This window comes from Rhodococcus triatomae (assembly GCF_014217785.1).
Classification (GTDB): domain Bacteria; phylum Actinomycetota; class Actinomycetes; order Mycobacteriales; family Mycobacteriaceae; genus Rhodococcus_F; species Rhodococcus_F triatomae.
Window position 1 is genome coordinate 3,804,193 of the sequence record NZ_CP048814.1, and the last position, 19,272, is coordinate 3,823,464.

General features: G+C 68.3%; 15 protein-coding genes, 1 tRNA gene and 1 pseudogene. 8 read left to right on the forward strand and 9 right to left on the reverse strand.

Annotated features, from left to right (window positions below):
- The first annotated feature begins 74 nt into the window (after window positions 1-74).
- Window positions 75-1,142 (forward strand): potassium channel family protein, encoded by a 1,068-nt coding sequence (locus G4H71_RS18090; RefSeq protein ID WP_072736471.1) that lies wholly within the window; start codon window positions 75-77, stop codon window positions 1,140-1,142.
- 19 nt (window positions 1,143-1,161) lie between these two features.
- Window positions 1,162-2,079: an NAD(+) diphosphatase gene (nudC, locus tag G4H71_RS18095; protein WP_072736470.1), complete on the forward strand. Its 918-nt coding sequence runs from the start codon at window positions 1,162-1,164 to the stop codon at window positions 2,077-2,079.
- A gap of 158 nt (window positions 2,080-2,237) precedes the next feature.
- Here nudC and G4H71_RS18100 read toward each other — a convergent pair whose 3' ends face one another.
- Window positions 2,238-2,462, reverse strand: coding sequence for a mycoredoxin (locus tag G4H71_RS18100; protein ID WP_072736668.1), 225 nt, complete (start codon window positions 2,460-2,462; stop codon window positions 2,238-2,240).
- A 131-nt stretch (window positions 2,463-2,593) separates the two neighbouring features.
- On the opposite strand from G4H71_RS18100, the gene G4H71_RS18105 reads away from it, so the two are divergent.
- The 3 genes from G4H71_RS18105 (at window position 2,594) to G4H71_RS18115 (ending at window position 5,472) form a co-directional block, all read left to right on the forward strand.
- Complete coding sequence (locus G4H71_RS18105; protein ID WP_072736469.1) at window positions 2,594-4,729, forward strand: ATP-dependent DNA helicase UvrD2; 2,136 nt, start codon at window positions 2,594-2,596, stop codon at window positions 4,727-4,729.
- A 100-nt stretch (window positions 4,730-4,829) separates the two neighbouring features.
- Window positions 4,830-5,009, forward strand: coding sequence for a hypothetical protein (locus tag G4H71_RS18110; RefSeq protein WP_072736468.1), 180 nt, complete (start codon window positions 4,830-4,832; stop codon window positions 5,007-5,009).
- 142 nt (window positions 5,010-5,151) lie between these two features.
- Window positions 5,152-5,472, forward strand: coding sequence for a WhiB family transcriptional regulator (locus G4H71_RS18115; protein ID WP_072736667.1), 321 nt, complete (start codon window positions 5,152-5,154; stop codon window positions 5,470-5,472).
- A 45-nt stretch (window positions 5,473-5,517) separates the two neighbouring features.
- Here G4H71_RS18115 and G4H71_RS18120 read toward each other — a convergent pair whose 3' ends face one another.
- The 3 genes from G4H71_RS18120 to G4H71_RS18130 all read right to left on the reverse strand — a co-directional run bounded on the left by G4H71_RS18120 (window position 5,518) and on the right by G4H71_RS18130 (window position 9,319).
- Entirely contained in the window at window positions 5,518-6,858 is a 1,341-nt protein-coding gene (locus tag G4H71_RS18120) for an ABC1 kinase family protein (protein ID WP_072736467.1), read from the reverse strand.
- Window positions 6,859-6,865: 7 nt separating this feature from the next.
- A complete protein-coding gene (locus G4H71_RS18125) occupies window positions 6,866-7,762 on the reverse strand; it encodes a bacteriocin biosynthesis cyclodehydratase domain-containing protein (protein ID WP_072736466.1) in 897 nt (298 codons plus the stop codon).
- Window positions 7,763-7,879: 117 nt separating this feature from the next.
- On the reverse strand, window positions 7,880-9,319 hold the full coding sequence (locus G4H71_RS18130; protein WP_072736465.1) for a zinc-dependent metalloprotease: 1,440 nt from the start codon (window positions 9,317-9,319) through the stop codon (window positions 7,880-7,882).
- Window positions 9,320-9,447: 128 nt separating this feature from the next.
- Between G4H71_RS18130 and G4H71_RS18135 the strand changes: the two genes are divergently transcribed.
- Window positions 9,448-10,470: a YlbL family protein gene (locus tag G4H71_RS18135; protein ID WP_072736666.1), complete on the forward strand. Its 1,023-nt coding sequence runs from the start codon at window positions 9,448-9,450 to the stop codon at window positions 10,468-10,470.
- A gap of 21 nt (window positions 10,471-10,491) precedes the next feature.
- On the opposite strand, the gene G4H71_RS18140 is transcribed toward G4H71_RS18135, so the two are convergent.
- On the reverse strand, window positions 10,492-11,118 hold the full coding sequence (locus tag G4H71_RS18140; RefSeq protein WP_371842131.1) for a PPA1309 family protein: 627 nt from the start codon (window positions 11,116-11,118) through the stop codon (window positions 10,492-10,494).
- A gap of 292 nt (window positions 11,119-11,410) precedes the next feature.
- Here G4H71_RS18140 and G4H71_RS18145 point away from each other — a divergent pair, with 292 nt between their 5' ends.
- On the forward strand, window positions 11,411-14,419 hold the full coding sequence (locus G4H71_RS18145) for a UPF0182 family protein (RefSeq protein ID WP_083342954.1): 3,009 nt from the start codon (window positions 11,411-11,413) through the stop codon (window positions 14,417-14,419).
- Between the two features lie 73 nt (window positions 14,420-14,492).
- On the opposite strand, the gene G4H71_RS18150 is transcribed toward G4H71_RS18145, so the two are convergent.
- Together G4H71_RS18150 and G4H71_RS18155 are read right to left on the reverse strand one after the other, a co-directional pair.
- Window positions 14,493-15,071, reverse strand: coding sequence for a transglycosylase family protein (locus G4H71_RS18150; RefSeq protein ID WP_072736464.1), 579 nt, complete (start codon window positions 15,069-15,071; stop codon window positions 14,493-14,495).
- Between the two features lie 452 nt (window positions 15,072-15,523).
- Window positions 15,524-15,853: pseudogene (locus tag G4H71_RS18155) on the reverse strand (transglycosylase family protein); the annotation flags it as partial.
- A 536-nt stretch (window positions 15,854-16,389) separates the two neighbouring features.
- Between G4H71_RS18155 and G4H71_RS18160 the strand changes: the two are divergent.
- A tRNA-Met gene (locus G4H71_RS18160) sits at window positions 16,390-16,463 on the forward strand.
- 447 nt (window positions 16,464-16,910) lie between these two features.
- Here the strand turns inward: G4H71_RS18160 and G4H71_RS18165 are convergent.
- Window positions 16,911-17,594 (reverse strand): DUF305 domain-containing protein, encoded by a 684-nt coding sequence (locus G4H71_RS18165; protein ID WP_072736462.1) that lies wholly within the window; start codon window positions 17,592-17,594, stop codon window positions 16,911-16,913.
- On the reverse strand, window positions 17,594-19,108 hold the full coding sequence (locus G4H71_RS18170) for an LVIVD repeat-containing protein (RefSeq protein ID WP_072736663.1): 1,515 nt from the start codon (window positions 19,106-19,108) through the stop codon (window positions 17,594-17,596). The genes G4H71_RS18165 and G4H71_RS18170 overlap by 1 nt, the downstream gene beginning before the upstream one ends.
- Window positions 19,109-19,272 lie beyond the last annotated feature (164 nt).

Consider the following 19,272-nt stretch of genomic DNA (forward strand, 5'->3'; position numbering starts at 1 on the left):
AATGCGCTTCCTCGTGCATCAGTGGGGCTAGGCTCCCGTCCGAGAGGATCGAACCGCACGAACATGGGGACGGTATGGCGGGCAGGCTGCGCGCGAGATTGAGCAGATCGGACACGCTCACCGATCAACCGGATTTCGCTCTGGTCGGCATCCTGAAGATTCCGCAGAACGCGTCGAGCCCGGCGAGCGCGATCTGGCGGCGGGTGCTGGTGGCGCTGGGGGCGCTGGCGGCGGCCGTCGTCATCGTCTATCTGGGCCGGGACGGATACAAGGATGCCCAGGGCAACGAGCTGTCCCTGGTGGACTGCATCTACTACGCGACGGTGTCGCTGTCGACCACCGGCTACGGCGACATCGTGCCGATCACGCAATCGGCCCGTCTCACCAACGCGCTGCTCATCACCCCGCTCCGGATCTTCTTCCTCATCGTCCTCGTCGGCACCACGCTGGCCGCGCTCACCGAGAGCTCGCGCCAGGCATTCAAGATTCAGCGTTGGAGGCATCGCGTGCGCAATCACACCGTCGTCGTCGGCTACGGAACCAAGGGGCGCACCGCCATCGACGCCATGCTCGGCGACGGGGTCCCGCCGTCCGAGATCGTCGTGGTCGACACCGAGCAGGCGGTGCTGGATTCCGCCGCGGCCAAGGGCCTGGTGACGGTGGCGGGGTCCGCGACGCGGTCGGATGTCCTGCGGCTCGCCGGGGCCCAGCACGCGGCGGCGATCATCGTCGCCACCAACCGCGACGACACCGCGGTCCTGGTGACCTTGACCGCACGCGAGATCGCGCCGGACGCCAAGATCGTTGCGGCCATCCGGGAATCGGACAATACGCATCTGTTGCGGCAGTCGGGTGCCGATTCGGTCGTGGTGTCCTCCGAAACCGCGGGGCGTCTGCTCGGGATCGCCACCAAGACTCCCAGCGTGGTGGAGATGATGGAGGACCTGCTGACTCCGGAGGCCGGATTCGCGATCGCGGAGCGCGCCGTCGAGCGGGACGAGGTCGGTGGATCGCCACGACACCTGTCCGACATCGTGCTGGGAGTGGTCCGGGACGGGCGGTTGATCCGGGTCGGGTCGCCGGAGGTCGATGCGGTCGAGGCGGACGACCGGCTGCTGTACATCCGCAGAGTCACGTCCTGAGCCCAGTAGTGTTGCGGCGGTGAGTGACTTCGACGGGCCCGTGTTCGAGCTGAACCAGACACCGCTGCTCTCCCGGTCCGCCGTGGGGCGGGCCGAGGAGCTGCGCAGTGACACGGAGGCGCTCCGTGCGGGATGGCCCGACGCGGTGCAGTTGCGTGTCGATCGGCGTGGCCAGGTGGAGATCGAGGACGGCGCTCTCGTTCTCCGGCCTGCGATCGACGCGGCGGCCGAACCGATTCCCGGAGCGGTGTTCCTGGGGCTGCGCGACGGCCGGCACGTGTGGGCCGTTCCGGTCACCGAACTCGACGGCTCGGTGGGGGACCTGCGGCTCGCGGGGGCCGCCCTGTCGGACGCCGACGCGGGCCTGGTCACCGGCGCGGTCGCGGTCCTGGCGTGGCATCGGTCGGCGGGCTTCAGTGCCGTGGACGGTTCGCCCACCACGCCGACGACGTCCGGGTGGTCGCGGATCTCCGAGGCGACCGGCCACGAGGAGTTCCCGCGCACGGATCCGGCGATCATCTGCCTGGTACACGACGGCGGCGAGCAGGTGCTGTTGGCACGTCAGGGGGTGTGGCCGGAGCGCCGCTTCTCGGTGTTGGCGGGCTTCGTCGAGGCCGGTGAGTCCCTGGAGACCTGCGTGGCACGGGAGATCAAGGAGGAGGTGGGGCTCGACGTCCGCGGAATCCGCTATCTCGGCAGCCAGCCCTGGCCCTTCCCGCGATCGGTGATGATCGGATTCGCGGCGGTCGCCGACCCGGCTGCGCCGCTGGCGTTCTCCGACGGCGAGATCGCCGAGGCGCGCTGGTTCACCCGCGACGAGGTCCGCTCCGCGATCGACGCGGGTGACTGGATGTCCGGGGCCGACGCCCCACTCCTGCTCCCGGGGCCGATCTCCATCGCCCGTGGAATGCTCGAATCCTGGGTCTCCGCCTCCTGACCACCACCCCCGCCCTGCCCGATCCCCCCCCGATCCCCCCGATCCGCCCGCCCTCCCCTGGGTGAAGGGACCATTCGACCGGTCTGACGAGGCGAAGGGTCCGTTCACCCAGGGGGAGGAGGGGAGAGGGGAGAGACGGAGAGGGGAGATTACGGAGACTAGAGGCCGAGGGCCTGCTTGACCTGCACGAGGGTGGGATTGGTGGCGGTGCTGCCGTCGGGGTACTTCAGGGTCGGGACGACGTGGTTGCCGCCGTTGACCGAGCCCACGAACTCCGCGGACGCCGGATCCTGTTCGATGTCGATCTCGACGTAGCCGATGCCGGACTCGTCCAGCTGCTTCTTCAGCCGGCGGCAGTAGCCGCACCAGGGCGTCGAGTACATGGTCACGGTGCCGGTGTCCGGCGTGTTGTCGATTGCAGTCACGGCTCACATAACACCACGGAGCGGGCAGGTGTTCCCGCCGGGCTCCCCGGCCCCGCGCACCCGACCGGCCGCTGTCGGCGACGGGTGTCATGATGGACGGCATGTCGGCCGAGGAGACGCACCCGGGATTGGATCCACAACAGTCCGCCGCGGTGCGTGCTCCCCGCGGGCCGGTCTGCGTTCTCGCCGGGGCCGGCACGGGCAAGACTCGTACCATCACCCGGCGTATCGCGCACCTGGTCGATTCCGGGCACGTCTCCGCCGGGCAGGTGCTGGCCGTCACGTTCACGGCGCGCGCAGCCGGAGAGATGCGTGCGCGGTTGCGTGACCTCGGGGTCGGTGGTTCCGGGCCGCCGGTGCAGGCCCGGACGTTCCACGCCGCCGCGCTGCGCCAGCTCAAGTACTTCTGGCCTCAGGTGGTCGGTGACACGGGATGGCAGCTGCTGGATCGCAAGTTCGCCGTGGTGGGATCGGCCGCGGGCCGGGCCGGGCTGCCGACCGGGACGGAGGCGATTCGCGATCTCGCGAGTGAGATCGAGTGGGCGAAGGCCTCCCTGGTCGCGCCGGAGGACTACGCGCGCGCCGCGGCCAGGCTCCATCGCGAGGTGCCGTTCGATGCGGAGAAGGTAGCCCAGGTGTACGCCGGGTACGAACAACTCAAGACCCGCGGCCAGGACGGGATGTTGCTCGACTTCGACGACCTCCTGCTGCACACCGCTGCCGCGCTCGAGGAACACAGCACCGTGGCCGAGGAGTTCCGGGACCGCTACCGATGCTTCGTCGTCGACGAGTACCAGGACGTCACCCCGCTGCAACAGCGGGTGCTCGACGCGTGGCTCGGCGACCGGGACGATCTGACCGTGGTCGGCGACGCGAACCAGACGATCTACTCGTTCACCGGTGCCACCCCCGCCTTCCTGCTGGACTTCTCGCGCCGGTTCCCCGACGCGACGGTGGTGCGTCTCGAGCGCGACTACCGGTCCACGCCCGAGGTGGTGTCGCTGGCGAACCGTGTCATCGGTGCGGCTCGCGGCCGCATCGCCGGCACTCGCCTGCAGTTGATCGGTCAGCGCGAAGCCGGGCCGGAACCGGAGTTCGCGGAGTACGACGACGAGCCCGCGGAGGCCGCGGCCGTGGCGAAGTCCGTGCGCAGGTTGATCGCCTCGGGAGTGCCGGCGTCCGAGATCGCGATCCTCTACCGGATCAATGCCCAGTCGGAGGTGCACGAGGAGGCACTGACACGGCTCGAGATCCCCTATCAGGTACGCGGTGGCGAGGGGTTCTTCACCCGCACCGAGGTGCGCCAGGCCGTGAACGCGCTGCGGCAGGCGGGCGCCAGGGGCGATCTGCCCGATGCCGCCGGTGCCGATCTTGTGACGTTGGTGCGCGCGGTGCTTGCTCCGCTCGGTCTCACCGACTCCGAGCCCGCCGGCGCCCAGGCGCGGGAACGGTGGGCGTCGCTGACCGCCTTGATCGCTCTCACCGAGGAGTTGCTGGTCTCCACCCCGGAGCTGACGCTGGACGGGCTGCTGCGAGAGCTGTCGACGCGCGCCGAGTCCCGCCATCCACCGGTGGTGCAGGGTGTCACTCTGGCATCGCTGCACGCCGCGAAGGGCCTCGAATGGGACGCGGTGTTCCTCGTCGGGCTCACCGACGGCACCCTCCCGATCCAGCACGTCCTCGGCGATTCGAGCTCGTCTCCGGACGAGGCCGGTATCGAGGAGGAGCGCCGGCTGCTCTACGTCGGCGTCACCCGCGCCCGCGAGCACCTGCATCTGTCCTGGGCGCTCGCCCGCAACGAGGGTGGCCGCAAGTCCCGTCGGCGCTCCCGATTCCTGCACGGACTCATCCCCGACGAGTCGCCCGCCTCGCGGATCGCCACGCCCCCGGCGAGCACCCGCAAGCGCCCCCGGTGCCGGGTGTGCGGGAAGTCACTGATCGGCACCGCGGCGACGATGCTCGGCCGGTGCGAGGGCTGCCCGTCCAACCTGGACGAGGACCTGCTGATCGCGCTCAAGGAGTGGCGTCGGGAGAAGGCTCGTGAGTTGAAGGTGCCCGCCTACGTGGTGTTCAGCGACAACACGTTGACGGCTATCGCCGAGCAGTGCCCTGGAGACGACCGGGCTCTCGTGGCGATCCCGGGGATCGGGGCGAAGAAGCTCGAGACGTACGGAGGCGATGTCCTGTCCCTCGTGCGCAGTCGTATCGCCGCAGGTAGAAAATAGGTTGTGCAGTTTCTCGAAACTGCCTACTGTGGATAACCGACGCGCGAGGTAGTGGCGCGCATTCATTGCCGGATCGAGACGTGAAAGGGAGGTGGCTGTCATGACGAACTGGAGCACCCAGGCTGTCGTCGACGCATTCGTCGGCGCCCATGCATCGGCACCCACCACCCGCCTGCTCGCCCGTCGAGCGGCCGGGGGTGCGATCGTTCGCGATCGCGCGGCCGCCGGAGCAGCAGCCGTCTCGTCCGTGCCTTGGAGCCACGTGGTCATCGACCCGTAGTACTTCACTTCTCCATCCGAGCCACGGACGCGCAGAGCGAACCGTGGCTTTCGTCGTTTCGGGGGTGTCCCCCCGCTCGTCGTCGCGGTTCGTGTCCGACACCACATTTCCGACAACGAACCACAGAGCCGAGGAGGACGACGTGTCCGCGACGACATGCCGAGGGGTATCCGAAACAGTAACCACTGCAACCACGTTCATCGAGGTGGTTGCCTCTCGCCGGGAGCTGCCCTGCCGCGGAGGCGATCCCGATCTCTGGTTCGCCGATTCTCCCGCGCAGCTCGAGGAAGCCAAGACGCTGTGCGGATCGTGTCCCATCCGTCAGCGATGTCTCGCGGCAGCCCTCGATCGAGGTGAACCGTGGGGAGTGTGGGGCGGAGAGATCTTCGACCAGGGCGCGGTGATCGCCCGCAAGCGTCCTCGGGGACGTCCGCGGAAGAACCCTGCCCCGCTGTGCGCCTGAGGTGTCGGTGCCGGTCATCGTGCCGGCACCGACACCTCGGCGGTGCTAGACCTCTTCGGTGTCGGGCAGTTCGGCGGGCGTGGTGAATCCGGGCAGCCACCGGGTGAGAATTGCCATGTACGGGGCGTTGGCATCCAGCTGGGCGCAGATGCCGACCGATCCGAGCAGCACCCGGAAGATCATCAGGTACTCCGCGGGAAGGTTCAGGGAGCGGCCGGTCCGGAAATGGGTACCGGAGAAGTCGGTGGCCACTCCCGCCGCCTGCTGCATCCAGTCGCGGGTGAAGTGGAACGAGTCGGCCCGGATCGGATCGGTGAACGGCCGCAGGTAGTCGGCGATCTCGGCATCGGACACTGTACGGCCCGGAAGTACGAATCCGTTGTCGTGCAACAGTTTCGTGAGTTGATCGAAATCCTCGTCGACGGCGAGCCGGAGCATCGTCCCCAGGATCTCGGGCAGCCCTTCGGGAAACGGAGCCGCGGCACCGAAATCGATGATGCCCAGTCGTCCGTCCGGGTGGAGCATGAAGTTGCCGGGGTGCGGGTCGCAGTGCAGCATCCCGACCTGGGCGGGCGAAGCCACGTGGAACTCGGCGAGGAGGGCACCGCATCGATTGCGTTCCTCGGCGCTGCCGGACGTGATGATCCGGGACAGCGGGGTGGCCGACATCCATTCGGTGACGACGACCTTGGGCGCGCTGGCGACGACCTTCGGCACCACGAATCGGTCGTCTCCGTCGAAGATCTCGGCGAACTTCCGCTGGTTGGCCGCCTCGATGCGGTAGTCCAGTTCCTCCTCGGTGCGGGCGTTGAACTCGTCGATGACCGGTTTGACGTCGACACCCGGCATCACCGTGGCGAACATGCCCGCGAACCGGGCGAGGGTCTTGAGGTCGGCACGGAGTGCCTCGTCGGCACCGGGGTACTGCACCTTGACCGCGACTTCCCGCCCGTCGGCCCACACGCCGCGATGGACCTGCCCGATGCTGGCGGACGCGGTCGGCTCGTCGTCGAACGAGGTGAACCGCTCCCGCCACTTGGTTCCGAGTTGCCGGTCGAGCACCTTGTGGACCGCACGAGTCGGCATCGGCGGTGCCGCCGACTGCAGCTTGTTGAGCGACTCACGGTACGGCTCGGCGAACTCCTCCGGGATCGCGGCTTCCATGACGCTCAGGGCCTGCCCCAGCTTCATGGCGCCACCCTTGAGCTCGCCGAGAACGGAGAAGAGTTGCTCGGCGGCCCGAGCACTCATCTGGGCCTCGATCTCCTCCTTGTCGCCGCCGGCGAGCCTGCGACCGAAACCGAGAGCGGCGCGACCGGCCATTCCCAGGGGAATGCTCGCGAGTTTGGCGGTGCGGGCGGAACTCTTGCGCGGGATGTCGGACACCCCACCATCATGGCGGAAGATTCGGCGAGCCGACCACACCGGTGTCGAGATGTCGGCACCGGCAGTCCCTACGACGCGGCCATCGGCGGCGGCGGACGGTCAGCCCGGTGAGATCGATCTCGAGGGTGTGGTTCACGGAGGCGGGGAGCTCGCTACGGTGCGCTCCCAGGACGGCGTCCAGCTGGGCGAGAGCCACGGCCGAGGTGGCCATCACGGTGGCGGGGTCCGCGTGCCCGGCTCGGCCGAGTAGTTGCGCTGCCAGATGCGGCCACTGGGGATCGCGGGCGCCGCGGTAGAGGTCGGCGCAGCCGAGGCAGCTCGTGTGCCCGGGGAGAACCAGCGGACCGACGATTCCGTGACCGTCGCGCAGGCGGACCGACAGGTGCGGTATCCGGTAACGCACCAGGTCGAGGACGAGGCGTGGATCGGCGACGAGGTCGTCGGCGAGCACCACGCAGGTGGTCTTCCACCGTCCTGCGTCGGCGTCCGGCGGGTACCGCACCGAGCGGGTGATCCGTGCGTTCGCCCCACGCAGCGCCGCCACGAGCGCATCGGACAGTGGTCCTCTCCCGTGAACCCGCACGGCGGGCGTCCGGTCGGGTGGCGGTGTCGCTGTCGCACGGACGGCGACACCCACTCGTTCGAGTTCGTCGAGGACGGCGCCCATCGCGCTGGGGGCGATGTCGTGCCCGGCGGCCACCCACATGATCTGTGGGCGGGAGATCTTGCCGTCGAACAGATCCAGAACCTCGAGCAGCGCACGTGCGGTGACGCGTGGCGGTGGAGTCAGGATCAGGGCCGATTCCGGGTCCCAGCCGATCTGCAGGCGTCCGTCCGGCCGGGTCAGCAATGGTCGGCGTGGATCCAGGCTGTACCCGGCTGTGGTGGGCGCCGTGACGTTCATGCCTCGACGATCGCACGACCAGGGGCGACGACCGCGGCCGTCGACCCCGGTTATCCACAGGGTGACAACTCGTGGACCTGGGATTGTGCCGGTCGAGCAAAGTTTTCCGGGATATCGCTACTTCGTGTCGCCGGTGTCGGGGCCGCGGTCTTCGGGGCCGGCGTCGTCGGTGTCGGAACTGCCGTCGGCGTCGCCGGAGGAGCCGGCCTCGGATTCCCTACCGGCCCGCTCCCGCGCCTCGGTGGCCTCGAGCTGGGCGATCGGGTCGTCGAAGTTGCCGATGTCTCCGCCTCCGCGTACCCGGTCGATGAAGCCTGCCGGATTGTCGAGGTCGGTGGAGTCGGGGAGCAGGTCCGGGTGGGCCCAGACGCCGTCCCGCAGATCGACCCCGGCATCGACGGTGAGCCGGCGCCACAGGGCGGCGGCCTCCCGCACCTTGCGGGGCCGGAGTTCGAGTCCGACGAGCGTGGCGAACGTCTGTTCCGCCGGTCCGCCGCCGGCTCGTCGGCGGCGCAGCGTCTCGCTCAGCGCGGCCACGCCCGGCAGCCGGTCGCCGATCGCCTCCGCCACGACGACCTCGACCCAGCCCTCGACCAGTGCGAGGAGGGTTTCGAGCCGTTCCAGGGCCTGCTTCTGTTCGGGTGTGGTCTGTGGCTCGAAGGCACCCTGCTGCAGGATTCCCTCGAGCTGGGACGGGTCGGACAGTGCGGACGGATCGAGGCCCTTGGCGAGTTCCTCGATCGCCGAGAAATCCATGGTGATCCCGCGCGCGTACTCCTCGACGGTGGCGAGCAACCGCTGCCGCAGCCACGGCACGTGACTGTAGAGGCGCTGGTAGGCGGCTTCACGGGCAGCGAGGAAGACGAGGATCTCACGATCGGGCTGCTCGAGCCCCTTGCTGAACTCCTCGATCGCCTCGGGAAGTAGGGCGCCTACGCCGGCCGGGCCGAGCGGCAGGCCGATGTCGGTGGAGGTGAGGACCTCCTTCGACAGCTGCCCCAGCGCCTGACCGAGCTGCGAGCCGAACGCGAGCCCACCCATCTGCGTCATCATTCCCAGCATCGGCCCCGCCATCTGCTGGGCCTCGGGAGGCAATCCCTGCGCCCACATGCCCGAGACCTTCTCCGCGACCGGATCACACAGCCGCTTCCAGGTGTCGATCGTGTGGTCGAGCCAGTCGACCGGCGTCCACGCCTGCACCCGGGTCGCGCCCGCAGGCAGCGTCGTCGCGGGGTCGAGCCACAGCTCGGCGAGTCGGGAGGCCTCGGTGACAGCATCGGTGTTGCCGCGAGTGATCGGGCGTGGAGTGCCGATCTGCTGGCGGGCCAGCTTCTTGGCGACGTCGTAGTTCACGGGCCCGGACTCGCCGCTGCCCATCGAGCTGCCCATGCCACTGAGCATCTGGCCGAACTGGGTCAGCATCTGTCCGAGCGCGGACGGGTCGAAGCCGCCGGCGCCGAACGCGCCCGCGAACGGGTCGCCTTCGGGACCCTTGCGGTTCCCGTCCCGGTCCGGGTCGTCGTCGGAGTTGGAAAAGCCGAACGGCGGATTGCTCATACCTCCAACGGTACAAGGGTGGTCCACGCGGATGCAGTGCCGAGATCACGCTGTGGGTGAACACGCCGGAGCAGGCGTACGACGAGGGCGTCCGGGCATCGTCGGGCGCGCGCTCTACCCTGGGTCTGGTGAATCGACGGATCGTGACGCTCATCGCCGCGCTGGCACCGATCGTGGTACTCGGAGTTCTGGGCACTGTCGTACAGGTTCCCTTCGTCGCCCTGGGCCCCGGCCCGACGTTCGACACCCTCGGCACGGTGGGGGATCGCGAGGTGGTGGACATCCAGGGCATCGACGTGGACGAGGTGTCCGGCCACCTCAACATGACCACCGTCGCGGTTCGGGACAACCTCAACGTGTTCGAGGCGTTCGGGATGTGGGCCAGTGGACGCCACGGCCTGGTGCCGCGCGAGCAGGTCTACCCGCCGGAGAAGTCCAAGGAAGAGGTCCAGCAGGAGAACGACGCCGACTTCCGGCGCTCGGAGGATGCCGCGGAACTCGCGGCCCTCGGATTCCTCGGCGAGCCGGTGCTCCTCACCGTCGGACAGGTCGGCGAGGACGGGCCTTCCTCGGGGCTGCTCGTGGAGGGCGATCAGATTCTCGCCGTCGAGGGGCAGGCGGTCACCACCGTGGTCGACGTGCAGCAGGCGGTGGCGGACGCGGGGCCGGGAACCTCGATCGTGGTCGACGTGCTGCGCGAGGGCGAGCCGCTGGCGGTGGAGGTGCGCCTCGGTGCGCGCCCGGACGACGAGTCGCGCGGATACCTCGGGGTGACTCCGGAGCAGGTGCCCGACGTCCCGTTCACGATCGATTTCAATCTCGCCGACATCGGTGGCCCGTCCGCCGGCCTGATGTTCAGCCTCGCCGTCATCGACAAACTCACGCCGGGGGCACTCAACGGTGGCGACTTCGTCGCCGGCACCGGCACGATCGATCCCGCAGGCGACGTGGGCCCGATCGGGGGCATCCGGTACAAGTTGATCGCGGCACGCGAAGCCGGGGCCGAGACGTTCCTGGTCCCGTCGAAGAACTGTGACGAGGCCCGTCAGGGCGCGCCGGACGGACTGCGGCTGGTGCGGGTGGAGACGTTGACCGGTGCCGTCGAGGCGCTCGATTCCCTGAGTGCCGGTGGGGACGCGCCGTCCTGCTGACCGACGACGGCGGTGTCGTCGTCAGCTCCAGTCGTCCTCGGGGCCGGCATCGAAGGTCGCATACAGGGCGTTGACCAGGTTCGGTGCCAGGTCGTCCGACGTACGCAGATCCATCTCGCCGAACGGATCCGCGTCCTCGTCGGGACGCAGCTGGAGCACACTCACCGACGGTCCGTCACGCAGCACACCGGCGATCAGTCTCGCCTCCCGGCGATCCGGGTGCGCCAGCGCGGCGGCACGGGCCGCCGCGTCCGCGCCGGTCGTGGTCGTCGCCGACGCCAGCACGTCGGACTCGGCGGTCGGCGGCAGCACGACGATCTCCTGCACGAGGACACAGCCGACGACCGAATCCGGCCAACTGGTGGTGGCGAGGAACTCGTCGAGGGCGGGGGAGCCGCCGTCGATGTCGTCGGGGAACGCCTCCTGCTCCACCGGCGTCAGCTGCGCACCGTCCTCGAGCTGATCGAGCAGCGTCGGCTCGGCGGCGGCGAGGAGAGCGGTCGGCACGAGCCCGAACATGCGCGGAGGACCGCCCCACCCGTCCGCGTCGACGTGGTCGATCACCTCGCGCACACAGCGAGCGAGAGTCTGATCGGGGTGCCGGATGATCGAATCGTTCACGGTGCCAGTGTCCCATCGCGGTCCCATCCCGGTCCCATCCCGGTCCCACCCCGCGGCGACCCTCCCGGCGGGCACCTCCGTGTCGTTCCCAGCCGATCCGTATCGGTGTGATTCGGCGGGTTTCGCTCGGACCGCGACGCCCGTAGTCTGCGCGGAGGACGTGGCGTTCCCGGCCCGGCCCACACCGGCCGGTCGGGCACTCGCCGACGTTACGTAGAGTGGGACGAAACGGTCGCGCCCCGACTCGGGGCGCGACCGCAACAGACCGGTGCTGGTTTACGCGACGCAGGGTCGTCGCCGAGGTGATGGAGTGTGGCACGTGGGCATGCGGCCCCCGCAAGGCTTACCGTCTTTGTCCAAACGAAATCGTGTGCTGCTCGTGATCGCCCTGATCTTCGCGGCACTGCTGCTCATGGGTCCGCGACTGATCAGCACCTACACGGATTGGCTGTGGTTCCGCGAGGTCGGCTTCACCAACGTCTTCACGACGGTGCTGCTCACGCGGGTCCTGCTGTTCGTGGCGGTCGGCGTGATCGTCGGGCTCATCGTGTGGGGGGCCCTGCTGGTCGCCTACCGCTGGCGCCCGGTGTTCGTCCCGGTTGCAGGACCGAACGACCCGGTGGCGCGCTACCGGACCACCGTGATGTCCCGGATGCGGCTGTTCAGCATCGGCATTCCCGTCGTGATCGGCATCTTCGCGGGTCTGGTCGCGCAGTCGAGCTGGGTCACCGTGCAGATGTTCATCAACGGCGGATCCTTCGGTGTCCAGGACCCGGAGTTCGGCCTCGACGTCGGCTTCTACGCGTTCGATCTGCCGTTCTACCGGTTCGTTCTCAACTGGCTGTTCGTGGCGATCCTGCTGGCGTTCTTCGCCAGCCTGCTCACGCACTACGTCTTCGGTGGTATCCGGCTCGGCGGCCGCGAGGGCGGCTCGTTCAGCACGGCGGCGCGGGTGCAGCTGGCGGTGCTCGCCGGAACCTTCGTTCTCCTCAAGGCCGTCGCGTACTGGCTCGATCGATATTCGCTGCTGTCCAGCAGCCGCAAGGAGCCCACGTTCACCGGCGGTAGCTTCACCGACATCAACGCGGTGCTTCCGGCGAAGCTGATCCTCCTGGCAATCGCGGTCATCTGTGCCGGTGCCTTCTTCGCCGCCATCGTGCTCAAGGATCTGCGGATCCCGGCCATGGCCACGGCGTTGCTGGTGCTCTCGTCCGTTCTGGTCGGTGCCGCATGGCCGCTGGTCGTCGAGCAGTTCTCGGTGCGCCCCAACGCCGCCGAGAAGGAGAGCCCGTACATCGAGCGCAACATCGCCGCCACGCGGCAGGCGTACGGGATCACCGACGAGAACATCGAGTATCAGGACTATCCCGGATTCGCGGCGCCCGACACGTCCCCGCGGGACGTGCCGGCCGATGTCACGACCATCGCCAACACTCGACTGCTCGACCCGAACGTGCTCTCGCGCACCTTCACTCAGCAGCAGCAGCTCAAGAACTTCTACGGGTTCCCGCCGTCGCTGGACATCGACCGCTACACGATCGACGGTGAGGTCCAGGACTTCGTCGTCGCCGCTCGCGAACTCTCGCCGCGGAGCCTGACGGGTAACCAGACGGACTGGATCAACCGCCACACCGTCTACACCCACGGCAACGGTCTCGTCGCCGCGCCCGCCAATCGCGTCAACGCCGCGGCCGGTGACTCCGTCGAGGAAGCCGCCAACAGCAACAGCGGCTACCCGGTGTACATGGTCAGCGACATCGCCTCGCAGGAGAGCGGCAACCAGGTCATCCCGGTCGAGCAGCCGCGTATCTACTACGGCGAGGTGATCGCCGACACCGATGCGGACTACGCGATCGTCGGCAGTGCCGACGGCGAGGGGCCACGCGAGTACGACACCGACATCGCGCGCTATTCCTACACCGGCGCCGGTGGCGTGCCGATCGGCAACTGGGTGAACCGCCTCGCCTTCGCGGCGAAGTACGCCGAGCGCAACATCCTCTTCTCGGGGGCGATCGGATCCGAGTCGAAGATCATCTACAACCGGGATCCGCGCAGCCGTGTCACCCAGGTCGCGCCGTGGCTCACCGCCGACGGCAACACCTATCCCGCGGTGGTCGACGGCAAGATCGTCTGGATCGTCGACGCGTACACCACCCTGCAGGACTACCCGTACGCACAGCGCAGCTCGCTGGACGGCCTCGTCGAGGACAGCATCGACCAGAACACCGGTCGCCTGCTCCCGCGCAAGGAGGTGTCCTACATCCGCAACTCGGTGAAGGCCACCGTCGACGCGTACGACGGCACCGTCACCCTCTTCCAGGTGGACGACAACGATCCGGTTCTGGACGCGTGGATGGGCGTGTTCCCCGACGCGGTCCAGCCCGAGGATTCCATCTCGGACGAGTTGCGGGCGCACTTCCGCTACCCGGAGGACCTGTTCAAGGTGCAGCGCGAGATGCTCGCGAAGTACCACGTGGACGATCCGAAGGAGTTCTTCACGAACAACGCCTTCTGGTCGGTGCCGAGCGATCCGACGATCGACACGTCGGCGAACCAGCCGCCGTACTACGTCACGGTCGGTGATCCGGAGACGGGCGATCCCTCGTTCAACCTGACCAGTGCCATGGTCGGGTACAACCGCGAGTTCCTGTCGGCGTACCTGACGGTGAAGTCCGATCCGGAGAACTACGGCAAGTTCACCGTCATGCAGCTGCCCACGGACAGCCAGACCCAGGGTCCGCAGCAGACGCAGAACTCGATGATCTCCGATCCTCGGGTGGCATCGGAGCGGACGCTGCTCGAGCGATCCAACCGGATCCAGTACGGCAACCTGTTGACACTGCCCATCGCGAACGGCGGCATCCTCTACGTCGAGCCGATGTACACCGAGCGCAGCTCGGCAGGCCCGAACACGTCGACGTTCCCGCAGTTGTCGCGAGTGATGGTCAGCTACCGTGAGCCACCGCCGGGCAACAACATCCGGGTTGGATACGCTCCGACGCTGGCCCAGGCGCTGGATCAGGTCTTCGGTGCCGGAACGGGCGCGGTGGCGACCGCGCCGAGTGCGGAGACGGAGCCGACCGAGGGTACCGAGCCGCAGACACCGGCTCCGGACACCGACGGGGGCGCCGTCCCGGCTCCCGCACCGGCCCCGGCACCCGCTCCCGCGGCGACGCCGCCGGTCGACGTGGCGGCTGCGGTCGCCGAGTTGGATGCCTCGCTGGCGGCGCTGAAGGCCGCACAGCAGAGCGGTGACTTCGCCGCGTACGGTTCGGCGCTCGAACGGGTCCAGCAGGCGGTCACCGCCTACGAGGCCCTACCGCGGTAGTGACGCGGTGACAGCGTGAGAGAAGGCCCCGACCGGAGTTCCGGTCGGGGCCTTCTCTCGTGTGTACCGGGTGTCAGCGAAGGACGCCCACGGTGGCGGCGTCGAACGCCACGATCTGGTCGAGCTCGCCGGTGTAGCCGTTCTGCTCGGCCACGGTGCGGGCAGCCTCGCGGATCTGCTGAGCCTCCGGGGTGGCGATCGCGTCGCGCACGGCGTCGACGATCGGCTGGGCCTCGGCCGGGACGGTGGATTCCGGCGCGGCCTGCGGAGCCGGGGCCGCGGGCGCAGTGGCCTCGGGAGCCGGCGCCGGGGCCTTCTTGGTCAGGTACTGGCCACAGGTCGGCCACGCGCCGACACCCTGGGTCTCGAGCACTCGCTCGGCGACGCGGATCTGCTCTTCCTTGCTCGCGTTGTGCGCGTATCCGGAGCCGCCGTGCGACGACCAGGTGCTCTGGGAGAACTGCAGGCCGCCGTAGTAGCCGTTGCCGGTGTTGATGCCCCAGTTTCCGCCGCTCTCGCACTGGGCGACGCCGTCCCAGTCGTACTCGGAGGCGTGGGCGGTGGCGGTGCCCAGGCCCAGGGGGAGGACGACGGCCGCGCCGGTGGCAGCGATCAGGCCGAGGGCACGCTTGCTGATGATGCGATTGGTCATGCGGGGTGAATCCTCTCGCGCCGGCCGAACGCGGTGGGCGCACGGAGGACGCATCGTCGGCGTCGCACTCGGTGCGCTGGAAAGTCTGTTTCCGCGCCACTGCCCCTCGAGGTTCGGGGATTCCGGATCCGCGGGGCAGTGTCAGCAGCGGCGGGCCGGCGTGTGCCCGTTGGTCGGGCTGTCAGCGACGGTAGCGAAAGGTCACGATCAGGTCACGCCGGTGCCCGACGAGCCGGGTTCCCGGGGCCGTGCCCGTCGAACTGCCGTCCCTGCAGGTCAGGGCTCACGTATACGGGGCCGATGCCGGTTTGTTATGCCGTCGTGATGTGTGGGGGATCACGCACTTTCGGTGAAGTGGATCACGCACGTGGGTGGCACTCGAGGGTGCCTTTGGTGAGAAACGACGAAGGGCCTTGCAATGCAAGGCCCTTCGTGTGTGCTGTTCGGTGTCAGAGGTACGCGCCGCAGGTCGGCCAGGCCCCCGGGCCCTGGGTAGCGAGCACGTTCTCGGCCACCCGGATCTGCTCCTCGCGGGAGTTGTCGTGGGCGTACCCGGAGCCGCCGTTGGCCTCCCAGGTGCTCTGCGAGAACTGCAGGCCGCCGTAGTAGCCGTTGCCGGTGTTGATGCTCCAGTTGCCGCCACTCTCGCACTCGGCGACGGCGTCCCAGTTCCCGGACGCGGCGGATGCGGTTCCGGTGCCGATCCCCAGCGGGACGGCGACGGCCGCTCCGGCCAGGACGAGGGTGCTGAGGGCGCGCTTGGTGGTGATGCTCTTGGTCATGCAGGTAGTTCCTCTCCGCAACGGTGACGTGTGGCCGCGGTGCGTGTTCTGCGCTGCGAGGGCGTGATTCGCCCGTCCGCAACGCGAAGCGTGACCCGGCTTCTCTCCGGTCGCCTCGGGGGCGACGGCTACATCCCTGCCCCGTGAAGGGTGTGGGGATCCGGATCCCCGGTGGGGCAGTGGCTGCGCCGGGGCCGGTGGTGATGCCCGTTCTCGGGCCGTCCACGAACGTACGCGCTGATCACGGATGGGTCACGGCCTGGATTTCTGTGACGTCCGTGCCATTCTCTCGCCGTGAGATCCACGTATTCCCAGGTGGTTTCGCTGTTTCGGGTGCGTCACCGCGGCCCGCTCGGCGTTACCGAATGTGAGAACTGTCACCGCGAGCGCCATGCTTGTGGGAGGGGAGTGGCGGCTGTGGCGCGGGGGATCCGCAATCCCGTGGTTGCTCCGTGACCGCCGCGGTGGTTCCGTGACCCCGCCGTCGACGGCGATTTGCGTTCCGTTCTCACGCTCGTGTAACTTCGTTAATGCATCGCGGGGTGGAGCAGCTCGGTAGCTCGCTGGGCTCATAACCCAGAGGTCGCAGGTTCAAATCCTGTCCCCGCTACTAGATTCAGGCCCGGGAAACCAAGGTTTCCCGGGCCTGAATGCTTTCCGGGGCTCGGGTGCCTTCCGGTCCGGCACCGACCTCCAGGAGTGCCTTCTCTACTCGGCAACAGCTGGCGTCGTTGCACGTCCCGCTGTCGCGGACTCCGTCGGGCCGTGGCCGAAATCCGCAGGTAGAGGCTTGGGCTTCATCGGTCCCCGTCGTCGATCAGTTCGTGATGACGCCCTCATCGCCGCCATTGCCGAAGCCGCTGAGATGACCGTCGTCACGCGCAATATCCGGCACTTCGAACCACTCGGTGTCGCCCGCCTCGACCCGTGGGACCACAATCCGTAGTGGCGGAATCCATGGCGTGGTGCGCGTCGGTGGGGTGCTTCCGCGTGTCGGTGTCCGTGCGGTCAGCGCCGGTAGTCACGGGTGGGCCGGTTGTCACGGGTGAGCCGGTTGTCACGGATACGGGAGCGGCGGCGCGTCGCGCTGGCTCAGAAGCAGCCCGATGTATCCGAGTTCCTTCGTCTGTTCCTGGACCATCGCCTGCACGGTGCGCCGAACCGGGTCGGACAGGTCCGACTCGAGCGCGGCGGTGGCCATGTCGATGCCGCCCTCGTGATGGCGCGCCATGAGTTGGAGGAACCGGACCTCTGCGTCGCGGCCGGTGGACGCTCCGAGCGTGTTGATCTCGCCCCACGACGCCATGCCGGGCATGGCTCCGGCCGGGGTGGTGGAACCGGCCTCCGATGCGCCGCCGTGGGAGTGACCGGAACTCGTCTGCCCGGGATGCATCCAGGACATGGGCTGCGCCGAGGTCCAGGGCTCGTCGACGAGGGTGAGCCACCCGCGCATCGTGCCGATCTCCACCATCTGTGAGGACGCGATCCGGCGCCCGAGTTCGGCGATCTCGGGCGCGACGTCGTCCCCGAGATTCTGCACCAGGAACACCGCCTGCTCGTGATGGGTCGCCATGTCCTGTGCGAAGCCGATCTCGGTGGGGGTCAGCGACGTCCGGCCCACCTCGGTATCAGGCGCGGGCAGCAGGGCCGGGCGCAAACCGGCTCCCACGACGAGCAGCAGCAGTGCGCCGACCACCACGCACGATACGAAGGCCCACCGTGCCGTAATCGAACGGAGCATCAGGATCCGACCGTCGAATTCTGGTTCGGTGGAGGGGTGTACACGTCGTTGTCGAGCTGGATCACCATGAAGCCGTTGTCGCTACATGTCGTCCACAACTGGGAGCCGTGCCATTCGGGAGGCGAGAAGCACCAGTCGGAGGAGAGATCGCCGAAGGCGACCTGCAACGAACGCGGACCGATCGAGTTGGCCAGGTTCTGTCCGTCCTCGATCACCGCGCGCCCGAGACTCAGGAAGCTCAGTGCCGGAATGCCGATGATCGACGCGAGCGCGTGTGGCGAGTTGGTGAGTTGCAGGTTCTCGCCGGTCCGGGCCGGTGGGTTGTAGTACGCGATCTCGCGGATGTCGTGCGGATCCTCGACGTCGAACACCCGAATTCCGGAGGAGATCCAGCCACAGGCGAGGGCGGTGGGATCCGTCGGGCGGTCGGCTGCGCAGTAGTGCGAGTCGTACGCGAAGACCGAACCACCCTGCGCGGAACGGAAATTCTCCTCCATGTTCTCGGGGAGGTTGATCTCGAGCTTGATTCGCTCGACGATCTCGAGATTCTCCTCGTCGGAGACGTCGATGAGTTTGACTCCGCCGGAGCCGGCCTCGTCTGCGGTGAAGATGTACGGCTTGCCGTCGTAGGTGACCGGAATACTGTGCTGCGTCAACTGACCGTCGGTCCAGAACGCGCGTCCGATGTGTGGGACGTGGGGATGTGGGTCGCGGCGTTGTACCGCACTGACATCGAGGACGGTGATGCCCGCGAGAGCGGACAGGTACAGCCGGTTGCCGTCCGGGCTGATCCCGAAACCGTGTTCTTCGATTCCGGTGAGCCCCTGCCAGACGATGTGCGGGTTCGACGGGTCCGAGATGTCGATGGCGCTGAGGAATCCGGGCGCGACGCCGGAGGCCCAGTAGGTGTTTCCGTCGGGGGAGAAGCCGCCTTCGTGGGAGGTGAAGGGGAGGGGCATGGTCAGATCGGTGCCCGGTCCGGGATTGAGGAGCTTGGGGTGTGCGCAGTCGGAGATGTCGTAGACGGAGAAGTAGGCGGCCCCGAGTCCCACGGGCACCGCGGTCCCGGCGAGGAGCTTGCGTTCCTTGTTGACCTTCAACGTCTCCCAGGTGCCGCCGAGCATCGCAGGCTCGGTGAGGACGGTGGAGAGGACCGGATTCGCCGGATCCGAGGCATCGACCACGTGCACCCCGCCGTCGCCGGGAAGGAGATTGCCCGGGAAGAACGACGCGGTGTACGAGCAGTGGTCGAAAGTGGTCGACGTGATTCCGCCGCCGTGGCCGGCGTACTGACCGACCAGCGTCGCGTTGCAGCGATAGCCGTCGCGACTGCGCCCGGAATCGCGATCCTCGGCCGGAACGTCGCCCTGCAACCCGGTCTCGGGGAGCGACCCGGGGCCGCATTCCGCGCGCGGCACCGATTCCCTGCCGACGTCGAGGAACTGCTGTGGGTCGGCGGACGCGACGGCTCCACCCGGGAGGACCGAGAGTGCGACGATTCCCGCCGCGATCATCGACAGCGATCTCACCCGAGTGCGCACCGAACCCCCTCCTGCCGGTGGGCGGGCGATGTACCGACCCTCGCGCGCACCACGTGATGGTTCTTACTATTGAGTAAGAAACGTAATCGGCATCACGTGTCCTGGCAAGGATGGGGTCGGATTCCCGCCCCGTTTCC

Excerpts from the sequence above, each read along its gene's own strand:
- G4H71_RS18090 (WP_072736471.1), top strand. The coding sequence starts at position 75 with ATGGCGGGCAGGCTGCGCGCGAGATTGAGCAGATCGGACACGCTCACC.
- G4H71_RS18100 (WP_072736668.1), bottom strand. The coding sequence starts at position 2,462 with ATGTACTCGACGCCCTGGTGCGGCTACTGCCGCCGGCTGAAGAAGCAG.
- G4H71_RS18105 (WP_072736469.1), top strand. The coding sequence starts at position 2,594 with ATGATGGACGGCATGTCGGCCGAGGAGACGCACCCGGGATTGGATCCA.
- G4H71_RS18110 (WP_072736468.1), top strand. The coding sequence starts at position 4,830 with ATGACGAACTGGAGCACCCAGGCTGTCGTCGACGCATTCGTCGGCGCC.
- G4H71_RS18125 (WP_072736466.1), bottom strand. The coding sequence starts at position 7,762 with ATGAACGTCACGGCGCCCACCACAGCCGGGTACAGCCTGGATCCACGC.
- G4H71_RS18130 (WP_072736465.1), bottom strand. The coding sequence starts at position 9,319 with ATGAGCAATCCGCCGTTCGGCTTTTCCAACTCCGACGACGACCCGGAC.
- G4H71_RS18140 (WP_371842131.1), bottom strand. The coding sequence starts at position 11,118 with ATGGGACCGCGATGGGACACTGGCACCGTGAACGATTCGATCATCCGG.
- G4H71_RS18150 (WP_072736464.1), bottom strand. The coding sequence starts at position 15,071 with ATGACCAATCGCATCATCAGCAAGCGTGCCCTCGGCCTGATCGCTGCC.
- G4H71_RS18165 (WP_072736462.1), bottom strand. The coding sequence starts at position 17,594 with ATGCTCCGTTCGATTACGGCACGGTGGGCCTTCGTATCGTGCGTGGTG.
- G4H71_RS18170 (WP_072736663.1), bottom strand. The coding sequence starts at position 19,108 with ATGATCGCGGCGGGAATCGTCGCACTCTCGGTCCTCCCGGGTGGAGCC.